Raw genomic sequence first — 17,672 nt, forward strand, 5'->3', positions numbered from 1 at the left:
CCCATACTATCTTTATTTTATTTTTCTTTCACGGCTTCCATTAGCCAAACGAAGGAGTTCAACTTTTCAAAATTAACCTGGAAACCATGTATCTCGAAGATCTGCTTTAATATCTCAAGAGTCGTATAGTGCTCCCTCTGCAGATCCTTAAGGAGATTCTCGTACCCTTGTTCCTTTACTATCCTATGCCTTTCATTACGGTCTCTTTCATTTAAAAAAGCAGTATCCGCAAATACAATTTTCCCACCTGGTTCTAACATTTCGCTGTATAGCTTTATCGCGGTTTCCTTTTCATCATCAGTTAAATGATGAAATGCATAGGTACTGACAATAGAGTCTATTTTTCCAGGAAGATTTGGAAATTGAATAAAATCTCCATCGTATAATTCTAGATTCATGAACCGAGCCTTCGTTTTTTCCCTCATGACTTTTGAAGGCTCCACACCATAAACTTCTCTGCCCAAGCCGATTAGTTTTTCGGTAAGATTCCCTGTCCCAACACCAAATTCAAGTACCCTACCCTTTGACTTTCGAGCTACTAAATCTAAAATATCCTCGTAATTTTCAAAAACCTCTTTATATTCAGCGTCTTGCCCAGAAACCGTTTCGTCGTAAAACTCTGCCCATTCGTCAAACAAGGGGATAAATTCTCTGCCCAAAATATTCACCCGCTTTTTAATTATTATAATTCCTATACGTATAGTATGAATTAAAATATTATAGGTCACATATTAGCACACTCAATTTTCTAAATCAATTTATTTTATCGGAATTAAATTGCCTTAGCATTGAAGAAAACAACTCAACAATAGTGTATACTTACTATAAACAAAGACATTTCAGGGGGAAAACATGGGGAAGAGAGTGCTAGTTGCTGAGGATGAGCAAAGAATTAGCCATTTATTAAAGATGTACTTAGAAAGAGAAGCATTTGATGTGGAAGTCGCGGACAATGGCGATGAAGCTTTGGAGAAAGCGTTACAAGATTCCTTTGATATAATCATTCTTGACATTTTAATGCCAGGAAGAAACGGTTTCTCAGTTTTGGAGGAACTCAGGAAAACTAAAGACACACCCGTGATCATGCTTTCTGCTAAAGGCGAAGCTCACGACCTCAAACGAGGAGAAGAATTAGGGGCCAGCGAATACATTTTGAAGCCATTCAGCCCGAAGGATGTAGTTTCGAAAATTAAAGAGCTGTTATAGTTTAGGCCTCTATCGGACACTTTTTTGATTTCCGACCTTTGATTGTCCGATAGAGCTATTCTATCGGACATTTTTTCTGCTTTCCGTCTGCGATTTGTCCGATAGAGCTCTTCTATCGGACACTTTTCTCGGTTTCCGCCTTCTGTTTGTCCGATAGAGCATTGTATAGCATGCATTTTTTTGAATTTATAACAATTCACCTTTTAGGATTTCTTTTATTTCTCCATAAAACTCGATTGTATCTCCATCAATGACAATTCCATCGCCATCGTCGCAAGTATAAATACTTTCTTCCTGTAGGAGGGAATATTTTAATAATCTATCCAGCTGATGTTTTTCTCTGTTCCAATGTGGCATAAACTCAAAACCCACCAGGCCTAACCCATTTAATTCATTTAACTGAACTTCATTTTCATCATGAAACGTGGCGATCTTGATCGTTTTGGACATGATCATGCTTCCCGCACTCACTCCGATTAAAGGTTTCCCTTCCTGTACCATTTCTTTAATAAAGCTAATGATGTTCCTCTCCTGCAGGTTTTTCAAAAATAGATATGTATTCTCCCCTGACAGAAAAATGCCGTCACAGCTTTTGAACTCCTCCAGCTGTGATTCCTCATACTCCTGGTCTACGTCAAAATAAAAGAAGTCAGTAAAACCCAAACCCGTTAACTCCGGCCTGGCCTTTTCAAAATACCATCTTTCTTTATCAGTTCGCGATGGGATATAAGCTAACTTAAAAGGCTTTGAACCTGTTAATTCCTTGATTCTGTTTTTTAACGCAGGATTCATATTTCTTAAATCATTCAACAGCACTAGTTTACTCATACAGACCAACTCTTTCTGCAAATTTTCATCATGATAAGTTCGCTAATGAAACAGTAAAAACCTGCAAAAGAGCCAAATAAAAAGAGCCTGGTATCATCCAGACTCTATAGATAAACTATTCCTTTTTATTTGACCAAATTACAAATGGTATTAAAACTAAGGATAGTACCCTCCTGCCAGCGACAAAAAGGCAAAGCTTGAATTTGCAACAACCATCCCGGAAAGCATCCCGCCCGTGGCTCCAGACAACGCGACCGTCACATCCACAGTTCCTTGCATTTTTGCGCGGTTCGTTGGATTTGTCGCATCGACAAGCAGTGCGGTTCCACTGATTAGGCCAAAGTTCCATCCGAGGCCGAGAAGAATGAGTGCAAGGGTAATCCAAAACATGGATTCACCAGGAGCAACAGCAGCTATAATCCCGGAAATCAAAAGAGTAACTCCTGAAGCCACCGCCATTGTGGCACGACCGATTTTATCAACAAGTACACCAGTCAATAAAGAAGGCAAATACATAGCCCCAATATGGAACCCAATTACCATTCCAACAGCGCTTAAACCGTGTCCATGGTGGCCCATATGCACCGGAGTCATCGTCATGATCGCTACCATCACCATTTGCGTGAGGACCATTATAAGGGCGGCAACTCCGATACCCCTCTTGTCCGTTACGAGTTCTTCCTCTACATAATCAGGAGAGCTGGCTTTAGCATTCCGTTCTGCCAAGGCAATCGCCCTTGCCACCACAAACGGATCTGGGCGAAGAAAAAACAATAATACTAATCCAGCAACGATATAAGCTGCGGCTGCGAGAATGAATGGTCCGGACAAAGCCGGTAACCCTATGGATATGGCAAACTCCCCCATTGCCTCGACAAGATTAGGACCAGCTACAGCACCAAGCGTCGTGGACACCATCGCGATACTGACTGCTGTGGCACGCTGTTTAGAACTGGCCAGGTCTGTCCCTGCATACCGCGCCTGTAAATTTGTCGCACTTCCGGCACCGTATATTAAAAGCGCCGCAAAAAGCAAGAAGATGTTGTTCGTTATCGCTGCAATGATTACCCCAATGGCGCCAATTCCGCCTGTTAGAAATCCTGAAGCAAGGCCCGCGCGCCTGCCATAGCGTTGTGAAAGGCGTCCGACTACGAGAGCCGCTCCAGCAGATCCCAGGGTGAACAGGGCTATCGGAAGACCGGCAACACTATCTGTGCCAAGCATATCTTTAGCCAAGAGCGCCCCCACAGTTATGCCTGCAGCAAGACCTGCACCCCCAAAAATCTGGGAGAAAACAACTATTAATAATGTTCTTTTATATAGAGCTTTTTGTTTTTCAGGTGATTCTACATATGCTTGCAGCCACTCTGGTTGACTCTCCAAAGCTGCTGCATCATCAGTTTGACGTGACATTTTTTCAGCTCTCTCTTTCTTAAATCAAGATGATGCAATTATACCATATTGGGTATAATTTGGATATGTTTTAAATTCAATACTTCCCCAGCTCTGCTTCTAAATCTTTCCTCAGCATGCCCACATCGATTACGGCAGAATCTGTGTCTGTTAGGAAAATGGAAGGTTTGGCAAGTCCGTTGAAATATTGATACATATATATTCCCCTTTTTGAAATTCCTTAGTTTTCTTATTCTGTATTTGCCAACAGATGTCCTGCCAGTGTTTAACATTTGCTGTTCGCCTGGTTATTTTGATCTTTGATAACAAAGCCTAATTATAGGAGGTGTATTTTCTATGGTAAGAATCCATAATCCAGTTAAAGGTGATAAGAATAAAGTCGGTGCTGACGGCCAGCTTCATGGAGGCGTAATGGAAACTGCGGACGAATTTTTCGATTCGATTTTTCAGCAAGGCACTAAAAATAAGGTTGGAGATAAAGCAAAGAAGCAAAAATAACGCCATTTCCGGCGTTATTTTTATCTAGTCATTTTAATGAAAGCAATGTATTTAGTTCTTCTTAGACATTTCAATTCATTCCACGCTACAAAATGTCCATTAAACCCACTTTCTTAGACATTTCAATCCATTCCACACCTCAAAATGTCCATTAAAACCTTCTTCTTAGACATTTTAATTTCATCCACCCATTAAAATGTCTAAAAGAGACTCTACAAATAAGAAAAGCACCCATCGCTGAAGAATGAGTGCTTGTCCTTTATTATTTTCCTGTCTGCTTGTTCATTGCTGACATCATTTGATTGATTTTCTTCTGGGATGGTTTCATACCCATCTGCATCATCATCATTTTAAGCATTTGTTCGTTGATTGGCGGATTTTTCTTCAAGTAGCTCTCCATGTATTTACGAGCAATGAAAAATCCTAGTGCTACACCGACAATTAGTGCCAGTATACCAACTAGAATATACTCCCACATAAAAACTTCCTCCTTCATGTTGTCTAACATACAGTGTACTAAACCAACAGTTATTATACAATATCTGCAGGTTTTTTTCTCTATTAAATCAATTCATTTTCAAAACTTTTTGCATTTATCAGCCATGAATGAGCATCAGCAACTAGTGCCTCTACCTTCATTATACATATTTTCGTTCTTTAATCGGCTTGAGCCAGCCATATTTATTCGAATCAAGATCGATAGCCAGGAATGATGATTCACATTTCCGGAGGATTTCAAAAAAGACAGTTTCCGCGTCGACTTGTCCATGGGAATCCAACTCCAGCCATCTCTCATGCACTCTGAGTGTGGCTGAACTGTTATTTATGTTATTTTCATAAATATATATGCCGTCCTCAACATGAAAACCTTTAGACTTGGAAAGCTGTTGATGCAGAAGCTGATGGATACGAAGCACAGGAATGGATTTTGTAACGAACTTGACTTGCTTTGCAATGATAGATTTCAAATCGTTGTTTGCTTGACTATATTCCAAAAACAATTGATAAAACATCCGTTCTCTTCCGAAATAATGGGAGGCAAATTCATCTTCTATTAGATATAGCTGGTAGGATCTCAAATGATCCCCTCCTCTGCAGACAAGCTTTTGTCTTTATTATAGGAAAACGTTCAGTCAGCGTTTGTCTAAAGATGCCGAAAAATCCACTAATTATGTCGAATTCAAAACTTTCTTACTTTTTCATTATAAAATCCCAAAATTCAGTTGTCACGGAATTAGAAAATTAACAACTTTTCATGCAAGAAAAGGAATACTAGGTTGTAATCAGGGGAATATATCAATGTTAATCAGAAAGAGAAAGGATGACTATGCATGGCTACAGTACTTTATATTACAGCGAATCCAAAACCGGTTGAAGAATCGTTTAGTTTATCGGTTGGGGAGGAGTTCATTAAAGCTTACCGTGAAAACAACCCTGAAGATGAGGTCGTCAGATTGGACCTTTATAAAATGGATGTTCCATTCATTGATACAGATGTTTTCAGCGGCTGGGGCAAATTACAGCAAGGATCAGCTTTCGAACAGCTTAGTGACGATGAAAAACAAAAAGTCAGCGCCATTAATCAACTGACAGACCAATTTATCGCAGGAGATAAGTACATCTTTGCGACTCCTTTATGGAATTTCAGCTTCCCTCCAAAAATGAAAGCCTACATTGACAATATTGCGATCGCTGGTAAGACATTTAAGTATACGGCAGAAGGACCGGTTGGTTTGCTAGGTGGTAAAAAAGCCCTCCATATCCAGGCACGCGGTGGTGTATACTCTGAGAGCCCAGCTAAAGACCTGGAATTTGGCGACCGTTATCTTCGTGCAGTTCTTGCCTTTATGGGTGTGACTGATGTTGAAACACTGGCGGTAGAAGGTATGGCAGCTACACCAGATAAAGCACAGGACATCAAACAACAAGCAATTCAACGCGCGAACGAGCTTGCTAAACAATTTTAACCCAGTAAAAAAAGCCTGTTTTCAGGCTTTTTTACTGAATGAATTATTTTACTCCGTCCAACGGAATGTCTTTGCGATGATCAAAACTGTAAACAGCACCTTCTGAGATTGCCTGTTCTTCAGAGTTCCCTTGTTGGGACGCCTGATTTACTGCCGCACCGTCCAGTGGAATGTCCTTTCCATATTCAAACATTTAAACACACCTCCTGATTATTAGTATGGGTATTTGTTACTAATATATTTACCGTGTTCATTCTTTTTTTCCTGCTTTATTCGAAAAATTTTCTTCAACAAAAAAACACCCGAATATTCGGATGTTTGGACTGGTTGACTTATCAATGAATTTAAAAAGAACGCTTCGTACTTGCCTCGTTTAAATTAGCTGGATTACTGACCGTAATTGATTCCATATGTTTTGCTACCTTTGTGCTATAGGTAAAATCACCATAGCAATATGGATAACGGAAATTGTTCTTATCACCGCCGCAGTTATATGTTTGCGGATTTTTTTCAACCTGAATCATTGAAAATTGCTTTGCCAGCTCCTCGCTGTGCTTCCCGCCGTTTTTAGCTACGAAATCAATATAGCCGATTCCCATATTGTATGACTGGATGATTGTCGGGAAGTCCACCTGCTTCTTATTTCCATATTCTACAACTCGATTGAAGTACTTTACACCTTGTTGGACGCTTTGTTTAGGATCCTGAATCGTATTTGGTGCAAGGCCAGCAGATTCAGAGGCTTGCATAGGATCCCCGCCCTTTCCCCGGCTTTCCTGCATCATTAAAGCTGCGACTGTGACGGTATGTCCGTCCAGCCCAACCTTTTTCAGTTCTTCCTCAATCATCGGAGTATACTTGGCAACTTCTCCAATTGAACTATTCACACCCATTTTCATTTTTTTGAAACTCTGATTATATAAATCCAGGAATCTATCAAGCAGGAAAAAACCAATGAAGCAATAAATAATAAGATTGCCAGATTGAAGTTTCTCTGGACTTGCTTTTTCTTTTGGGGCTTTTTTTTCGTGTATTTCATCCATTACTTCTCTCCCAATTGCGTACTTTCTCTTCCTCCTATTCTATAAAAAAATATTAAAAGTTGAAAGGGAGCCGCAATCATTTTTGCACCTCCCTCCCATTTAATCATTCTTCATAAATCATTTTACGTGTCATTCCACCATCGATGACCAGGTCTTGTCCATTTATAAAATCGTTATCTGGGTCAGCTAAATAGAGGCAGGCTTTTGCTATGTCGTCTGGCTTACCAACACGGTTGGACCAATGCTGAAGATGATCTTTCTCCCTGAGCTCGTCATAGTCCTCTGTTTGAATCCAGCCAGGACTTATCGAGTTGACCGTGATTCCCTTCTCTTGAAGTGAAGCTGCCAGGGCATGGGTCAATGCAAGGATCCCTCCTTTGGATGAAGCATAAGCTTCTGAGTTTGGCTCAGACATGGTTGCTCTTGTAGAAGCAATATTGATGATCCGGCCTCCTGCCTCCATCCTGCGGGCAGCTTCACGTGAACCGATGAAAACACTCCTGAGATTGGTAAACACGACATCCTCCCACTCGGCAGTCGTCAGCTCAAATAAAGGCTTGAATCTTGAAACCCCAGCATTGTTGATTAATACATCAATTTGCCCGAAATCATGCATAACATGATCCACCAGGCTGACAAGATCCTTTTCTATCCTGACATCTGTTTTGTAAAAGGAAGCTTGTCCATCTAACTCTTTTACTCTGAAAATCAATTCTTTCCCCTTTGTTTCATCTATATCCGCAATACAAACATTTGCTTTCTCAATTGCAAATGCTTCGGCAATTCCTTTGCCTATCCCATTTGATCCACCGGTTATGATGACCGTCTTTCCTTCAAACTTACCTGGCATTCCATTACCTCCTATTAAGCGAAATTATTAATATTATTGATTCCACATCGATTATCATTTCAATCCTTGTAATTTAGAAAAGCGCAAGCGCCTTGGTCAGCCCCGACAAGCGCTGGAGGGCCGACCAGTGAAGTCGCTCTTTGACTTCATTGGGCGGACCGAAGCGTCTCGAGGGGCTAGGCGCTGGAGCTAGGCACTAATCAAAGTGTAAAAAGTTTATGCTTTCTTATAAAGTAAAAGAAGCCAGACTGCCTTAACAGTCCAGCTCAGGATCATTTCTTCACATCTGTTGATACTTGCCACTCTACTCCAAACTTATCAGTCACCTGTCCATAAGCAGGACTCCAGAAGGTTTTCTGCATAGGCATTGTAACCTTTCCATCCACCTGCAGCTTCTCAAAAATTCCTTTTGCTTCTGAAGCATCATTCACCATAATTGCAATCGTTACCTGGGATCCAAGTTGATATGGATGGCCGGGGAAAGTATCGGATAACATTAAGCTGGCATTGCCAATTTTCAATTGTGCATTCAAGACCCGATCTTTTGCTTCTTCAGGAAGCGGATATTCTGGATTGGGAGGCATCTCACCAAATGTTTGCAGACTGATTACCTCTGCGCCTAATGCGGATTGATAAAACTTCACGGCCTCCTGACCGTTTCCATTTGTTACTAGATAAGGAACAATACCTGTTATCATGACAGCACCCCTTTTTATAAAAAGAACATCTGTTCGTTTTTATGATTTTACCACATTTTTAATTATAAAACAATGTCTTATAATACCCTCATGGTAGCGAGATTAATCCTGTTTTTTAACTAAAAGAACAAGGCTGTTTACCGTTTAGGCTGCACCTAAACATTTTTTGTAATTTACTAATTTGGATGAGGTGGATCGTCGAATAGCTCTTATGTAAAATCAAAAAACGAGTACGGAATTCAATCCATACTCGTTTTTTCATATAATTCATTTAGTTTTGTTGGAGCAATGCCTTTACGCGAGCGACTACATTGTTCACGGAGAAACCGTACTCTTCCAAAATCTTTTCGCCTGGAGCAGATGCACCAAATGTATCGATCGCAAGTACTTCACCCTCGTCACCAACGTAACGGTGCCAGCCTAGTGAAGAGCCCATCTCGATTCCAAGGCGCTTCTTGACAGACTTCGGAATAACACTTTCTTTGTATTCCTTGGACTGCTGTTCGAAGCGATCCCAAGAAGGCATGCTTACAACAGCCACGTCGATACCTTCAGAAGCTAATGCCTCTTGTGCTTTCACTGCGAGACCGACTTCTGAACCTGCTGCCAGAAGCAATGCATCAGCATTGTCTTTCCCAGCTGGAGAAATGACGTAAGCACCTTTAGATACGCCTTCGTACGCATTCTTATCAGTATTTTTGATTGTTGGCAGATTTTGGCGAGTCAACACAAGAGCTGTAGGCGTCTTAGTTGATTCAACTGAAAGCTTCCATGCAGCCGCTGTTTCATTACCGTCTGCAGGACGGATAACAGACAGGTTCGGCATAGCGCGAAGTCCAGCAAGCTGCTCGACTGGTTCGTGCGTAGGACCATCTTCTCCTACCGCGATGCTATCATGAGTGAATACGTATGTTACAGGCAAGCCCATTAGTGCAGCTAGTCTGATTGCCGGCTTTAAATATCGGAGAACACGAAGAATGTTCCGCCAAATACCTTAAGTCCACCATGAAGTGCCATACCGTTCATCGCAGCACCCATAGCGAATTCACGAACACCAAACCAGATGTTGCGCCCTTCGAATGAACCTGGGAAGAAGTCACCTGACCCCTTGATCATAGTTTTGTTTGATCCGGCAAGGTCAGCCGATCCACCAACCAAGTAAGGAAGGTTTTTCGCGATTCCGTTAAGTGCTTCTCCAGAGGAAGCTCGGCTCGCAAGACTCTTTCCTTCTTCGTATGCAGGGATGTCTTTATCCCATCCTTCAACTAACTCGCCCTTCATTGCCTTCTCAAGCTGGCTCCTAGTTCAGGATATTCACTCTTATAACTTGAGAAAAGCTCGTTCCAAGCATGTTCTGCTTGTTCACCTTTGTCAGCGATTTGCTGTTTGAAGTGATCATATACTTCACTCGGTACATGGAAGTCTTCTTCAAAAGTCCACTTATAAGCTTCCTTAGTAAGCTTCAATTCATCAGCACCCAGTGGAGCACCGTGAACATCCGATTTACCAGAAAGGTTAGGAGAACCATATCCGATGACCGTCTTGACTTCGATCATTGTTGGACGGTCTTCATCCGTCTTAGCTTCTTCAATTGCTTTGGCGATTTCCTCAAGGTTGTTGCCGTCTTCTACTCGAATGTATTGCCAGCCATATGCCTTGAATCGGCCTTCAACACTTTCTGAGAATGACTTATCAAGATCTCCATCCAAAGAAATATCGTTTGAATCATAAAGAACGATCATTCTGCCTAACTTCAGGTGAGCTGCCAGTGATGCTGCTTCAGCAGATACACCCTCCATTAGATCGCCGTCACCGCAAATGCTATATGTATAGTGATCAACGAGATTATAGTTATCTTTATTGTAAACAGCAGCAAGATGACGTTCAGCCATTGCCATACCAACTGCCATAGCAATTCCCTGGCCAAGTGTCCAGTTGTTGCGTCTACACCAGCAGTGTGGCCGAACTCGGGGTGTCCTGGAGTCTTGCTACCCCATTGGCGGAACTGTTTAATATCATCCATTGTCAGATTATATCCTGCAAGGTGCAGCAAGCTGTATAACAGCATTGAACCGTGTCCTGCAGACAATACAAAACGATCGCGGTTAAACCATTCTGGGTTCTTAGGATTGATGTTCATGTAACGAGTCCACAATGTGTATGCCATTGGAGCTGCCCCCATTGGCATGCCTGGGTGGCCGGAGTTTGCCTTTTCAATTGCATCAATTGATAAAGTACGAATGGAATCAATTGAAAGCATATCAATTTCTTTAAACATTAAATACATCCTTTCTATAGGTACTGGCTACATCCTAATATTATAGCGAGAGAAATTATTATACAACAAATTATGCCTGAAAGAGACAGAAATGAACGTATTGTTATCTATTTTGACACAAACTCGCTGTTGCTATGTAAATGAAAGCCTTTGTGGATGAAGAAATAATTGCAATAGGAGTGCTTTTTCAGTTTGAAGCCCTAATGCCCTAATTAACTATGTATCTTACCCTTAGTCTATTTTCCACTTTAATAGGGAGACGAAATAAAGTAGTCAACTAAATAAAAATGGAATACATGTCGCATGTATTCCAAATTAGTATATATTTAATGAAGCTTATTCTTCGCTTTTTCTTCCTTGAGCTTATCAGGCGTAACATCATTGCCTTCTGGATCGACAATGGTAACACCTTTAAGTGTATTGAGCATAGAAGACCGGAAAGACTGGAGATATTCTGCACGAAGCTTCGTCTGTTCCTTTGCTTCTTCTTTCGTCAACTTAGATGATTTTGCTTTCCTTGCCAGTTCATTGATTCTAGCAATTTTATCACTTGATAGCATTGTAAAGCTCCTTTGTAAAAAATTACGTCAAATGACATCTTACTAAAATTCTTGCGATTTTACAAGAATAGAGCTTTGTTATTCTTTTGTCTCTATGAACTCAAGATATCTTCGGTTCACTGTCGCCTTAGATACGTTATACCAAATCCTCTTAATGTTGCAGCAATTTCAGCGAAAGTCAATCCGTTATTCCGCAGCTTGACGATTTCCTCAATCGGCATTTCTTTGCGGTCACGGCCTGAATGCTCACCTTGATTTTTCAGATTGCGCTGTGGCTTGTACCCATGCTCAATCGCTCGTTTCATGCCACGCTTAATCTTAATATTATGGATTTTCCTCTGATACTCTTCCACCATACTGACAATCTGAAGCACCATCGAATCTGATTCAGAAAGCTGGAGTTCTCCACTGTGGGAGATACTATATAATTTTACATTTTCTTTTAGGATACAATGTAGAATCGCCACCTTGGCATTGCCTCTTCCAAGTCTGGTTTCATCCTGGATGAGCAAGGCCCCAACCTTCTTGTCCTTGATTAAATCCAGCAGCTCCAAGATCCCTTCCCTTTCAAGGTCATAACCACTAGCTTGTTCTTTAATGATACTCGCTACTTCAAATCCATAAGTGCTTGCCAGACGCAGCAACTCTTCTTCCTGCCTGGCCAGCGAGGTTTCCTGCGTTTCCTTTGTTGTACTTACACGGCAATAAATAATTGCTTTCATGTTGTCACCTTATTCTAATCCAATCTATCTTTCTGCTCCGGCAATCTGGGTAGGTTCCATCTGTTCAGCTACAACGGGGATTACCAATTCATCCCCCGGAAAGACCATCTCCCCAATAATTCCGTTTTCTTTTTCTACCCAGCCAATAAATTCATTCTCGGTAAAATTATGTTCGCTGGCAAACGTCTCTGCAATTTCCCACAGTGATTGTCCTTCTTCTATAGTAACAGTTATGTAAGCATCTTCGTTATTTAATTGCGCTTTTGCTACGAATGAAAAGATTAAGCTGACAGCAAGCAGGATCAAGGCATATGAATAGTTTTCCCATAGTTTTTTCATTTACGGCACCCCTTACGAATGTATGTTCGTCTAATTGATTTTATTATAAATCGAACATTTGTTTCGTGTCAACTTAAAAATTCGAACTTATGTTTGTGTCTGTGGAATAGACATGGTATAATTAGGACAAGAAAATATATGAGGTGCGTGAATATGACAAAGTTATCTAAGCGGCAACAAGATATATTTGAATTCATAAAAGGCGAAGTCAAGAAAAAAGGGTATCCGCCATCCGTACGCGAAATCGGTGAAGCGGTTGGACTTGCATCAAGTTCTACTGTGCATGGACATCTTGCAAGACTTGAGAGCAAAGGCTTGATCCGCCGCGATCCTACCAAGCCGCGTGCAATAGAAATACTTGAAATAGAAGAAGATAGCCGCATTCCTAAATATAAAGTGGTTAATGTACCTGTTGTCGGTAAAGTAACAGCTGGTATGCCGATTACGGCAATTGAAAATGTAGAAGAGTACTTCCCTCTTCCTGATCGCCTTGTTCCACATGATGAGCAGGTATTCATGCTGGAAATCATGGGTGACAGTATGATTGAAGCAGGCATTCTCGACGGTGACTATGTTATTGTTAAGCAGCAAAAGACGGCTAATAACGGGGACATTGTTGTAGCGATGACAGAGGATGATGAAGCAACAGTTAAGCGTTTCTTCAAGGAAAAGGATTATTTCAGGCTCCAGCCGGAAAACCCTACGATGGATCCAATCATCCTTCGTAACGTATCCATACTTGGTAAAGTTATCGGTGTATATCGTCATATGCATTAAAAAAGCAAGCGGGCTTCGCTTGCTTTTTTTCTAACTATTTAACTTTTATCTTATGGGACTAGCAAATTTATGAAAAAATAGGTAGAGACCCTAACAACTCGTCCCTCTCTACATAAGATATTGTGTAAGTATCTTTCATGATGGAAAGGAGTAGAGTTTCTAATGGGATACAATCGAAATGACAATGATGTAGCAGGTGTATTTTACCCTAACCGCGACAGAGTCAGGGCTACTGTTGATTTTGATGACCTTTGCCGTGCTGTGCGCCGTTGTTTGATTGAGGACTTAGTAGCCGGTGCTCGGGATGATCGAGATGATGATCGTGACCGCCGCCGCAGGAAATGTGGCTGCAGAAACTAACACCTAACAGAAATCCCGAAAGGACTAGTCCTTTCGGGATTTTTCTATTTCCAGTGAATATTTTGAACAAGCAGTACACCTTTTAACTCTTCATAGTACGCAGCTTTTTGATTTTGATTAAGCCATACATGTACGGTTCCGCTATCTTGATTGGTTCTGATCAATCGTCCCATTCCTTGTCTTAAGCGTAGGAGCATATATGGTATATCTACCTCAGCAGCTGGATTATCCGCATGCTTTCTTTTTGCCTGGAAGACTGGGTCATGAGGCGGGAATGGCATTGATGCAATGATGACTTGAATCAGTGACTCTCCAGGCACGTCCAGTCCTTCCCACAGGCTGTAGGAACAGAGAACGGACTTGATATCATTCTGGAATTCTTTTACGGTCACACTGATTTCACGGTCTCCCTCAAACAAGATAGGGAAATTCCATTCTTGTTTTTCAGACCATGCCCGGAATCGTTCCATTTCCTGCATAGACGAGAACAGAACAAGCGAGCTGCCATTCTTACTTATAAGGTCGTCCCCTATTTTGTTCCATTTCTTCATTTCTTCATCCTCAATGTGTGCCACGAATTCCATTTGCTCTTCATAGTCGAATGGTGAAGCTACAGTAAAGGATGAGTATTTTTCAATTCCAAGGCTTTTTGCTATATAGCTGAAATCTCCAGCCTGGGACAGGGTCGCTGACGAAAATACAAACGGGATGTTTTGGGAAAATACTTCTTTTTTCAATATATCCTCAACGAGTCGAGGCATGATCACAAGCGATGTTTGCACTTCATTTTCTTCTAGCCAGAAAATCCCTTCGTCGTTCTTCAAGAAAACGGAAAGACCATATGCGAAAAACTCGAGATATTCTTCCATGATTTTTAAATGGTATTCGTCAATCAGGAACATTTCCGCGTCAAAAACTAGCTGGTCCATTAAATCGCTAACCTTTTTCTCCAGGGTTTCTGCTGTATTTCTGATACTCGGTAGCATTGGCACTTCTTTTCGATTAGACCCTTCTATCGCAGAGGAGTTTTCAACTAAAAGGTCAAACCATGCATCATGAAGTTCTAAAATATCTTCAATTAAATAAAGAGACTCTTCACGGACATCCTGGTGCATATAACCCGTCAAGACAGTGGTCAAGGTTTGTGAGTTGAATCGGTATGTTAGTCCCTTTTGAGCTGCGAACTCAAGCAAGTGGCCCTCATCAAAAATCACGGTACTTGCTTCCGGCAGCAATGGCATCTGCCCTTCACGTTTACGGGAATCTTTCGTCCAGACATGCTCCATGTAAAAGTCATGAGAGCAAATAATCAAATCGCCTGCATGACGATAGTAATCACGGTTCAAAGTTTGGCCGCAGCGGTGGCGCCAGCTGCATGTTGAGCATTGCTGAAGTGGATCCCAGGCCATCGATGCCCATTTTTCATTTGTGACCCATGGATATTCCTTTCGGTCACCATAACGAGTGAATGAATTCATGGAAATCCCTTCATCAAAGATGAAATCTGGCAACTGATCATGGACGTCAAGGATTTCTTTTTCATTCGACGTGTTTGAAAGGTCATCAAGCTTTTTCACGCACACGTACTGCTCTCTTGCTTTAGCCAATCGGACATCGACCTTCAACCCTAACGCCTTTTCTAGTTTTTCGATATCCCCGCCCTCTTTTACGAGCTGCTCGATCAGTGTTTCATCAGAGCAGGAAACTATCGCCGGCTTGCCCATGTATCTTGCGTATAGAATGGCATAAATGAGATAGACGAAGGTTTTTCCGGTACCGACACCAGCTTCGGCGAAAACAATTCCTTTATTCTTAAAGGCCTGCTCCACCTGGAAGGCCATATAAATCTGCTCATCACGGAGTTCATAGCCCTTTTCAGGCAAGATATCGTAAAAGACATCACCAATGTAATCTCCTAATAAATCAAAGAATGTATCGTTTTTACTGATTGTAAATGGAAGTTTATTTGTCATTCAGGTTCTCCTCGACTATTGATTCCGGCAAAAAGCCAGCTTTTATCATAACAGATAATCAGTCATTTAGTGAAAGAAATGAAATATAATATATAGGTAAAAACTCTAATCCCATCATAAGGAACTAATTGTTAAAATAATTCTATATGAATAAAGGTGAATTTTTAAAATAATGAAGAATCAATATCGGGTGAAAATGAAAAACAAAATTATAAAGAATTTACTGACTCGGAATCTAAAACTTCAAACCTGATATGGAGGGAGTGGAAAATTGAGTATCCACCTGCATTTAATGCTGTTAGTTAGTTTTATGCTGAGGAGAAACAGCGTGACTCTGCCTCTCCTCACTTTTTTTAAACAATAGATCATAAAAGGTGATGCCAAGAGCCAATCCCAGAGGAGCTCCAATATCCAGGTTATCAAGCCGCTCTGGCCAAAATAAATAGTTTGATGTATAAGATACTGCCATCAGGAATACAAAAGTTCCCGCGAATTTCAATATCCGTCTTTTAATATCAAAGCCAGGTAGCTTCTTAACATTTATAGCGATAAGGTTCATTTGAAAAAGCCCAAATAAAAGCAGGAATATAACAAACCCAATTACAAATTTTAAGGAGTTCGGAGTGTCGATATCTGTTAATATAATACTCATCGCTACAAGCAGGCCGATCAGAAAAAATATATATAGCAGCATTGTAATCAACTTTTCTTTTTTGCTAATCAATGTTAGTTCCCCTACTCCCTAACAAACAATTCAGATTCAAGTGCCTTGACCATCTCTTTATCTGTTAATCTTCCGTAACCCTCATTTTCTTTATCGCTGATAATCGTAGCCGTTTCTCCTTCAAACCAAATTCGATAATGATATAATGTTTCAGGCATATTCTTTTCTTCCTGGATAAAGAAGGTGGCAATTATATCTTCTTTTCTTGCCATTTCTGGTTTTGTGTTAGGCGACCATTTAATTTTATCGAATGCCTGCTGAATTTTCTTCAGCCTTTCTTTTAGGGCAATGATCTCTTCTTCACCATCATTTTTGCCCTCTTCAGATATTTTTTGCACATCTATCCTCGTAAGCTCCGGTTCAAAACTGGCACTGCATCCTGCAATGGAAAGGAAAATCACAAGTAATCCTATAGTAAGTTTTTTCATCTTAATCCTCATCCTGTTTACGATTTGCTTTTAAATCAACCAGATGGTAGTTTTCTTCTGAGATTTCCTCGAATGAAGTGATAACTTCACGAAACCTTTTGAACAAAACCTGAATTTCGGGTTGTTGGTCTATGATTTGAATGGTGTCATTATAAATATCTTCATTTTTACAAGTGTGTATCTCAAGCCATTTTGTTTTATCAAGCTTGCTTTGGAGATGAAATGTCTTGTTGTCTAGGAATCTAGAATAAACCCGGTCTGCTTCCTCCTGGATTTTCAGGTATTCCTGTTCTTTTCCTGACTTTATTTGGTAACTATATATCTTCACAAACACATTTACACCTCTCAAATCCACCTATAACTTTATATCATTCATATAAATCTCCCAAATTATTAGTTATGGGTATATTGTTTTTTTGCAGTTTCTCCATGATTTTGAACCTGTTGTTCTTCACCTTGCTGTTATAAGGCAATTCGACCACTTCTCCAGCTTTTGTGACTAGATTTAAATGGTCCACTACGGTTACACCATTACTTTTTACGAAAATTTCTTTTGCTTCTATAACGTCCTCCCAATAATAGGAGTTGATGGTGTTGAACGTTTTATAATCATTAAAATGCATTCCCTGGTCATCAAGGTAATAATAGTTTGACACGCCGAACATGAAGAATGGCAAGCATCCTATCATGATGAGAAGTGTAATCCACTTGATGCCTTTCCATTCAAACTTCCATGCGAAAAATAAATGCAGAAATAGAGATACCGCTATCCAAAGCATGCCAATCATGAAAATTACATATGCAGATGATGGTGTATCATAAAACCATTTATCAGCTGAGAGGTAAAGATAATCCTGAATAATATAAACAAAAACAAGAGGCATGAACAAACTGCTGATGATTAAAATAATTGCGCTCACGAGGATTATATTAGATGAATTCTCTGTATTTAAACTTAAACGTGCCATTATTTTCCCTCCTTCTCCCTGGATAAATGTTAATACGTTT

General features: G+C 40.5%; 20 protein-coding genes and 3 pseudogenes. 5 read left to right on the forward strand and 18 right to left on the reverse strand.

The window, feature by feature from the left end; all coding sequences use genetic code 11:
- Nucleotides 1–17: 17 nt before the first annotated feature.
- Nucleotides 18–659 carry a class I SAM-dependent DNA methyltransferase gene (locus tag JCM21738_RS04495; protein WP_023614707.1) on the reverse strand — a complete coding sequence of 214 codons (642 nt, stop codon included), beginning with the start codon at nucleotides 657–659 and terminating at the stop codon, nucleotides 18–20.
- A 193-nt stretch (nucleotides 660–852) separates the two neighbouring features.
- On the opposite strand from JCM21738_RS04495, the gene JCM21738_RS04500 reads away from it, so the two are divergent.
- Entirely contained in the window at nucleotides 853–1,206 is a 354-nt protein-coding gene (locus JCM21738_RS04500) for a response regulator transcription factor (RefSeq protein WP_023614708.1), read from the forward strand.
- 186 nt (nucleotides 1,207–1,392) lie between these two features.
- On the opposite strand, the gene JCM21738_RS04505 is transcribed toward JCM21738_RS04500, so the two are convergent.
- Nucleotides 1,393–2,034 (reverse strand): Type 1 glutamine amidotransferase-like domain-containing protein, encoded by a 642-nt coding sequence (locus tag JCM21738_RS04505; RefSeq protein WP_023614709.1) that lies wholly within the window; start codon nucleotides 2,032–2,034, stop codon nucleotides 1,393–1,395.
- A gap of 115 nt (nucleotides 2,035–2,149) precedes the next feature.
- A pseudogene (locus JCM21738_RS04510) lies at nucleotides 2,150–3,447 on the reverse strand (MFS transporter).
- A 336-nt stretch (nucleotides 3,448–3,783) separates the two neighbouring features.
- Between JCM21738_RS04510 and JCM21738_RS24180 the strand changes: the two are divergent.
- The gene (locus JCM21738_RS24180; protein WP_023614712.1) at nucleotides 3,784–3,945 is read left to right on the forward strand and encodes a hypothetical protein; all 162 of its coding nucleotides are present in this window, start codon (nucleotides 3,784–3,786) and stop codon (nucleotides 3,943–3,945) included.
- A 262-nt stretch (nucleotides 3,946–4,207) separates the two neighbouring features.
- On the opposite strand, the gene JCM21738_RS04515 is transcribed toward JCM21738_RS24180, so the two are convergent.
- On the reverse strand, nucleotides 4,208–4,423 hold the full coding sequence (locus JCM21738_RS04515; RefSeq protein ID WP_023614713.1) for a YneF family protein: 216 nt from the start codon (nucleotides 4,421–4,423) through the stop codon (nucleotides 4,208–4,210).
- 160 nt (nucleotides 4,424–4,583) lie between these two features.
- Complete coding sequence (gene sirA, locus JCM21738_RS04520; protein ID WP_023614714.1) at nucleotides 4,584–5,024, reverse strand: sporulation inhibitor of replication protein SirA; 441 nt, start codon at nucleotides 5,022–5,024, stop codon at nucleotides 4,584–4,586.
- 252 nt (nucleotides 5,025–5,276) lie between these two features.
- Between sirA and JCM21738_RS04525 the strand changes: the two genes are divergently transcribed.
- Complete coding sequence (locus tag JCM21738_RS04525; protein ID WP_023614715.1) at nucleotides 5,277–5,912, forward strand: FMN-dependent NADH-azoreductase; 636 nt, start codon at nucleotides 5,277–5,279, stop codon at nucleotides 5,910–5,912.
- Nucleotides 5,913–5,955: 43 nt separating this feature from the next.
- On the opposite strand, the gene JCM21738_RS24185 is transcribed toward JCM21738_RS04525, so the two are convergent.
- The 8 genes and pseudogenes from JCM21738_RS24185 to yneA all read right to left on the reverse strand — a co-directional run bounded on the left by JCM21738_RS24185 (nucleotide 5,956) and on the right by yneA (nucleotide 12,402).
- Entirely contained in the window at nucleotides 5,956–6,105 is a 150-nt protein-coding gene (locus JCM21738_RS24185; protein ID WP_023614716.1) for a hypothetical protein, read from the reverse strand.
- Nucleotides 6,106–6,256: 151 nt separating this feature from the next.
- On the reverse strand, nucleotides 6,257–6,955 hold the full coding sequence (locus JCM21738_RS04530) for a lysozyme family protein (RefSeq protein ID WP_052019560.1): 699 nt from the start codon (nucleotides 6,953–6,955) through the stop codon (nucleotides 6,257–6,259).
- Between the two features lie 103 nt (nucleotides 6,956–7,058).
- Entirely contained in the window at nucleotides 7,059–7,805 is a 747-nt protein-coding gene (locus JCM21738_RS04535; RefSeq protein WP_023614718.1) for an SDR family NAD(P)-dependent oxidoreductase, read from the reverse strand.
- 272 nt (nucleotides 7,806–8,077) lie between these two features.
- Nucleotides 8,078–8,503: a VOC family protein gene (locus JCM21738_RS04540; protein WP_023614719.1), complete on the reverse strand. Its 426-nt coding sequence runs from the start codon at nucleotides 8,501–8,503 to the stop codon at nucleotides 8,078–8,080.
- A 271-nt stretch (nucleotides 8,504–8,774) separates the two neighbouring features.
- A pseudogene (tkt, locus tag JCM21738_RS04545) lies at nucleotides 8,775–10,781 on the reverse strand (transketolase).
- 326 nt (nucleotides 10,782–11,107) lie between these two features.
- On the reverse strand, nucleotides 11,108–11,341 hold the full coding sequence (locus JCM21738_RS04550) for a DUF896 domain-containing protein (protein WP_023614721.1): 234 nt from the start codon (nucleotides 11,339–11,341) through the stop codon (nucleotides 11,108–11,110).
- Between the two features lie 78 nt (nucleotides 11,342–11,419).
- Nucleotides 11,420–12,063, reverse strand: a pseudogene (locus tag JCM21738_RS04555) (YneB family resolvase-like protein).
- A gap of 24 nt (nucleotides 12,064–12,087) precedes the next feature.
- Nucleotides 12,088–12,402, reverse strand: a complete 315-nt coding sequence (yneA, locus tag JCM21738_RS04560; RefSeq protein WP_023614723.1) for a cell division suppressor protein YneA — start codon at nucleotides 12,400–12,402, stop codon at nucleotides 12,088–12,090.
- Between the two features lie 153 nt (nucleotides 12,403–12,555).
- On the opposite strand from yneA, the gene lexA reads away from it, so the two are divergent.
- Both lexA and JCM21738_RS04570 read left to right on the forward strand, forming a co-directional pair.
- Nucleotides 12,556–13,179, forward strand: a complete 624-nt coding sequence (lexA, locus tag JCM21738_RS04565) for a transcriptional repressor LexA (protein WP_023614724.1) — start codon at nucleotides 12,556–12,558, stop codon at nucleotides 13,177–13,179.
- 162 nt (nucleotides 13,180–13,341) lie between these two features.
- Nucleotides 13,342–13,539 carry a hypothetical protein gene (locus JCM21738_RS04570; RefSeq protein WP_023614725.1) on the forward strand — a complete coding sequence of 66 codons (198 nt, stop codon included), beginning with the start codon at nucleotides 13,342–13,344 and terminating at the stop codon, nucleotides 13,537–13,539.
- Nucleotides 13,540–13,583: 44 nt separating this feature from the next.
- Here the strand turns inward: JCM21738_RS04570 and JCM21738_RS04575 are convergent, their stop codons facing one another.
- The 5 genes from JCM21738_RS04575 to JCM21738_RS04595 form a co-directional block, all read right to left on the reverse strand.
- Nucleotides 13,584–15,512: an ATP-dependent DNA helicase gene (locus JCM21738_RS04575; protein ID WP_023614726.1), complete on the reverse strand. Its 1,929-nt coding sequence runs from the start codon at nucleotides 15,510–15,512 to the stop codon at nucleotides 13,584–13,586.
- A gap of 298 nt (nucleotides 15,513–15,810) precedes the next feature.
- Nucleotides 15,811–16,236, reverse strand: a complete 426-nt coding sequence (locus JCM21738_RS04580; RefSeq protein WP_023614727.1) for a hypothetical protein — start codon at nucleotides 16,234–16,236, stop codon at nucleotides 15,811–15,813.
- A gap of 11 nt (nucleotides 16,237–16,247) precedes the next feature.
- Nucleotides 16,248–16,664: a hypothetical protein gene (locus tag JCM21738_RS04585; protein WP_023614728.1), complete on the reverse strand. Its 417-nt coding sequence runs from the start codon at nucleotides 16,662–16,664 to the stop codon at nucleotides 16,248–16,250.
- Nucleotide 16,665: 1 nt separating this feature from the next.
- Entirely contained in the window at nucleotides 16,666–16,998 is a 333-nt protein-coding gene (locus tag JCM21738_RS04590) for a hypothetical protein (protein WP_023614729.1), read from the reverse strand.
- A gap of 34 nt (nucleotides 16,999–17,032) precedes the next feature.
- Nucleotides 17,033–17,632, reverse strand: coding sequence for a hypothetical protein (locus tag JCM21738_RS04595; protein ID WP_023614730.1), 600 nt, complete (start codon nucleotides 17,630–17,632; stop codon nucleotides 17,033–17,035).
- Between the last annotated feature and the right edge of the window lie 40 nt (nucleotides 17,633–17,672).

The sequence above is a fragment of the Mesobacillus boroniphilus JCM 21738 genome (assembly GCF_000517385.1).
Taxonomy (GTDB): Bacteria; Bacillota; Bacilli; order Bacillales; family Cytobacillaceae; genus Mesobacillus; species Mesobacillus boroniphilus.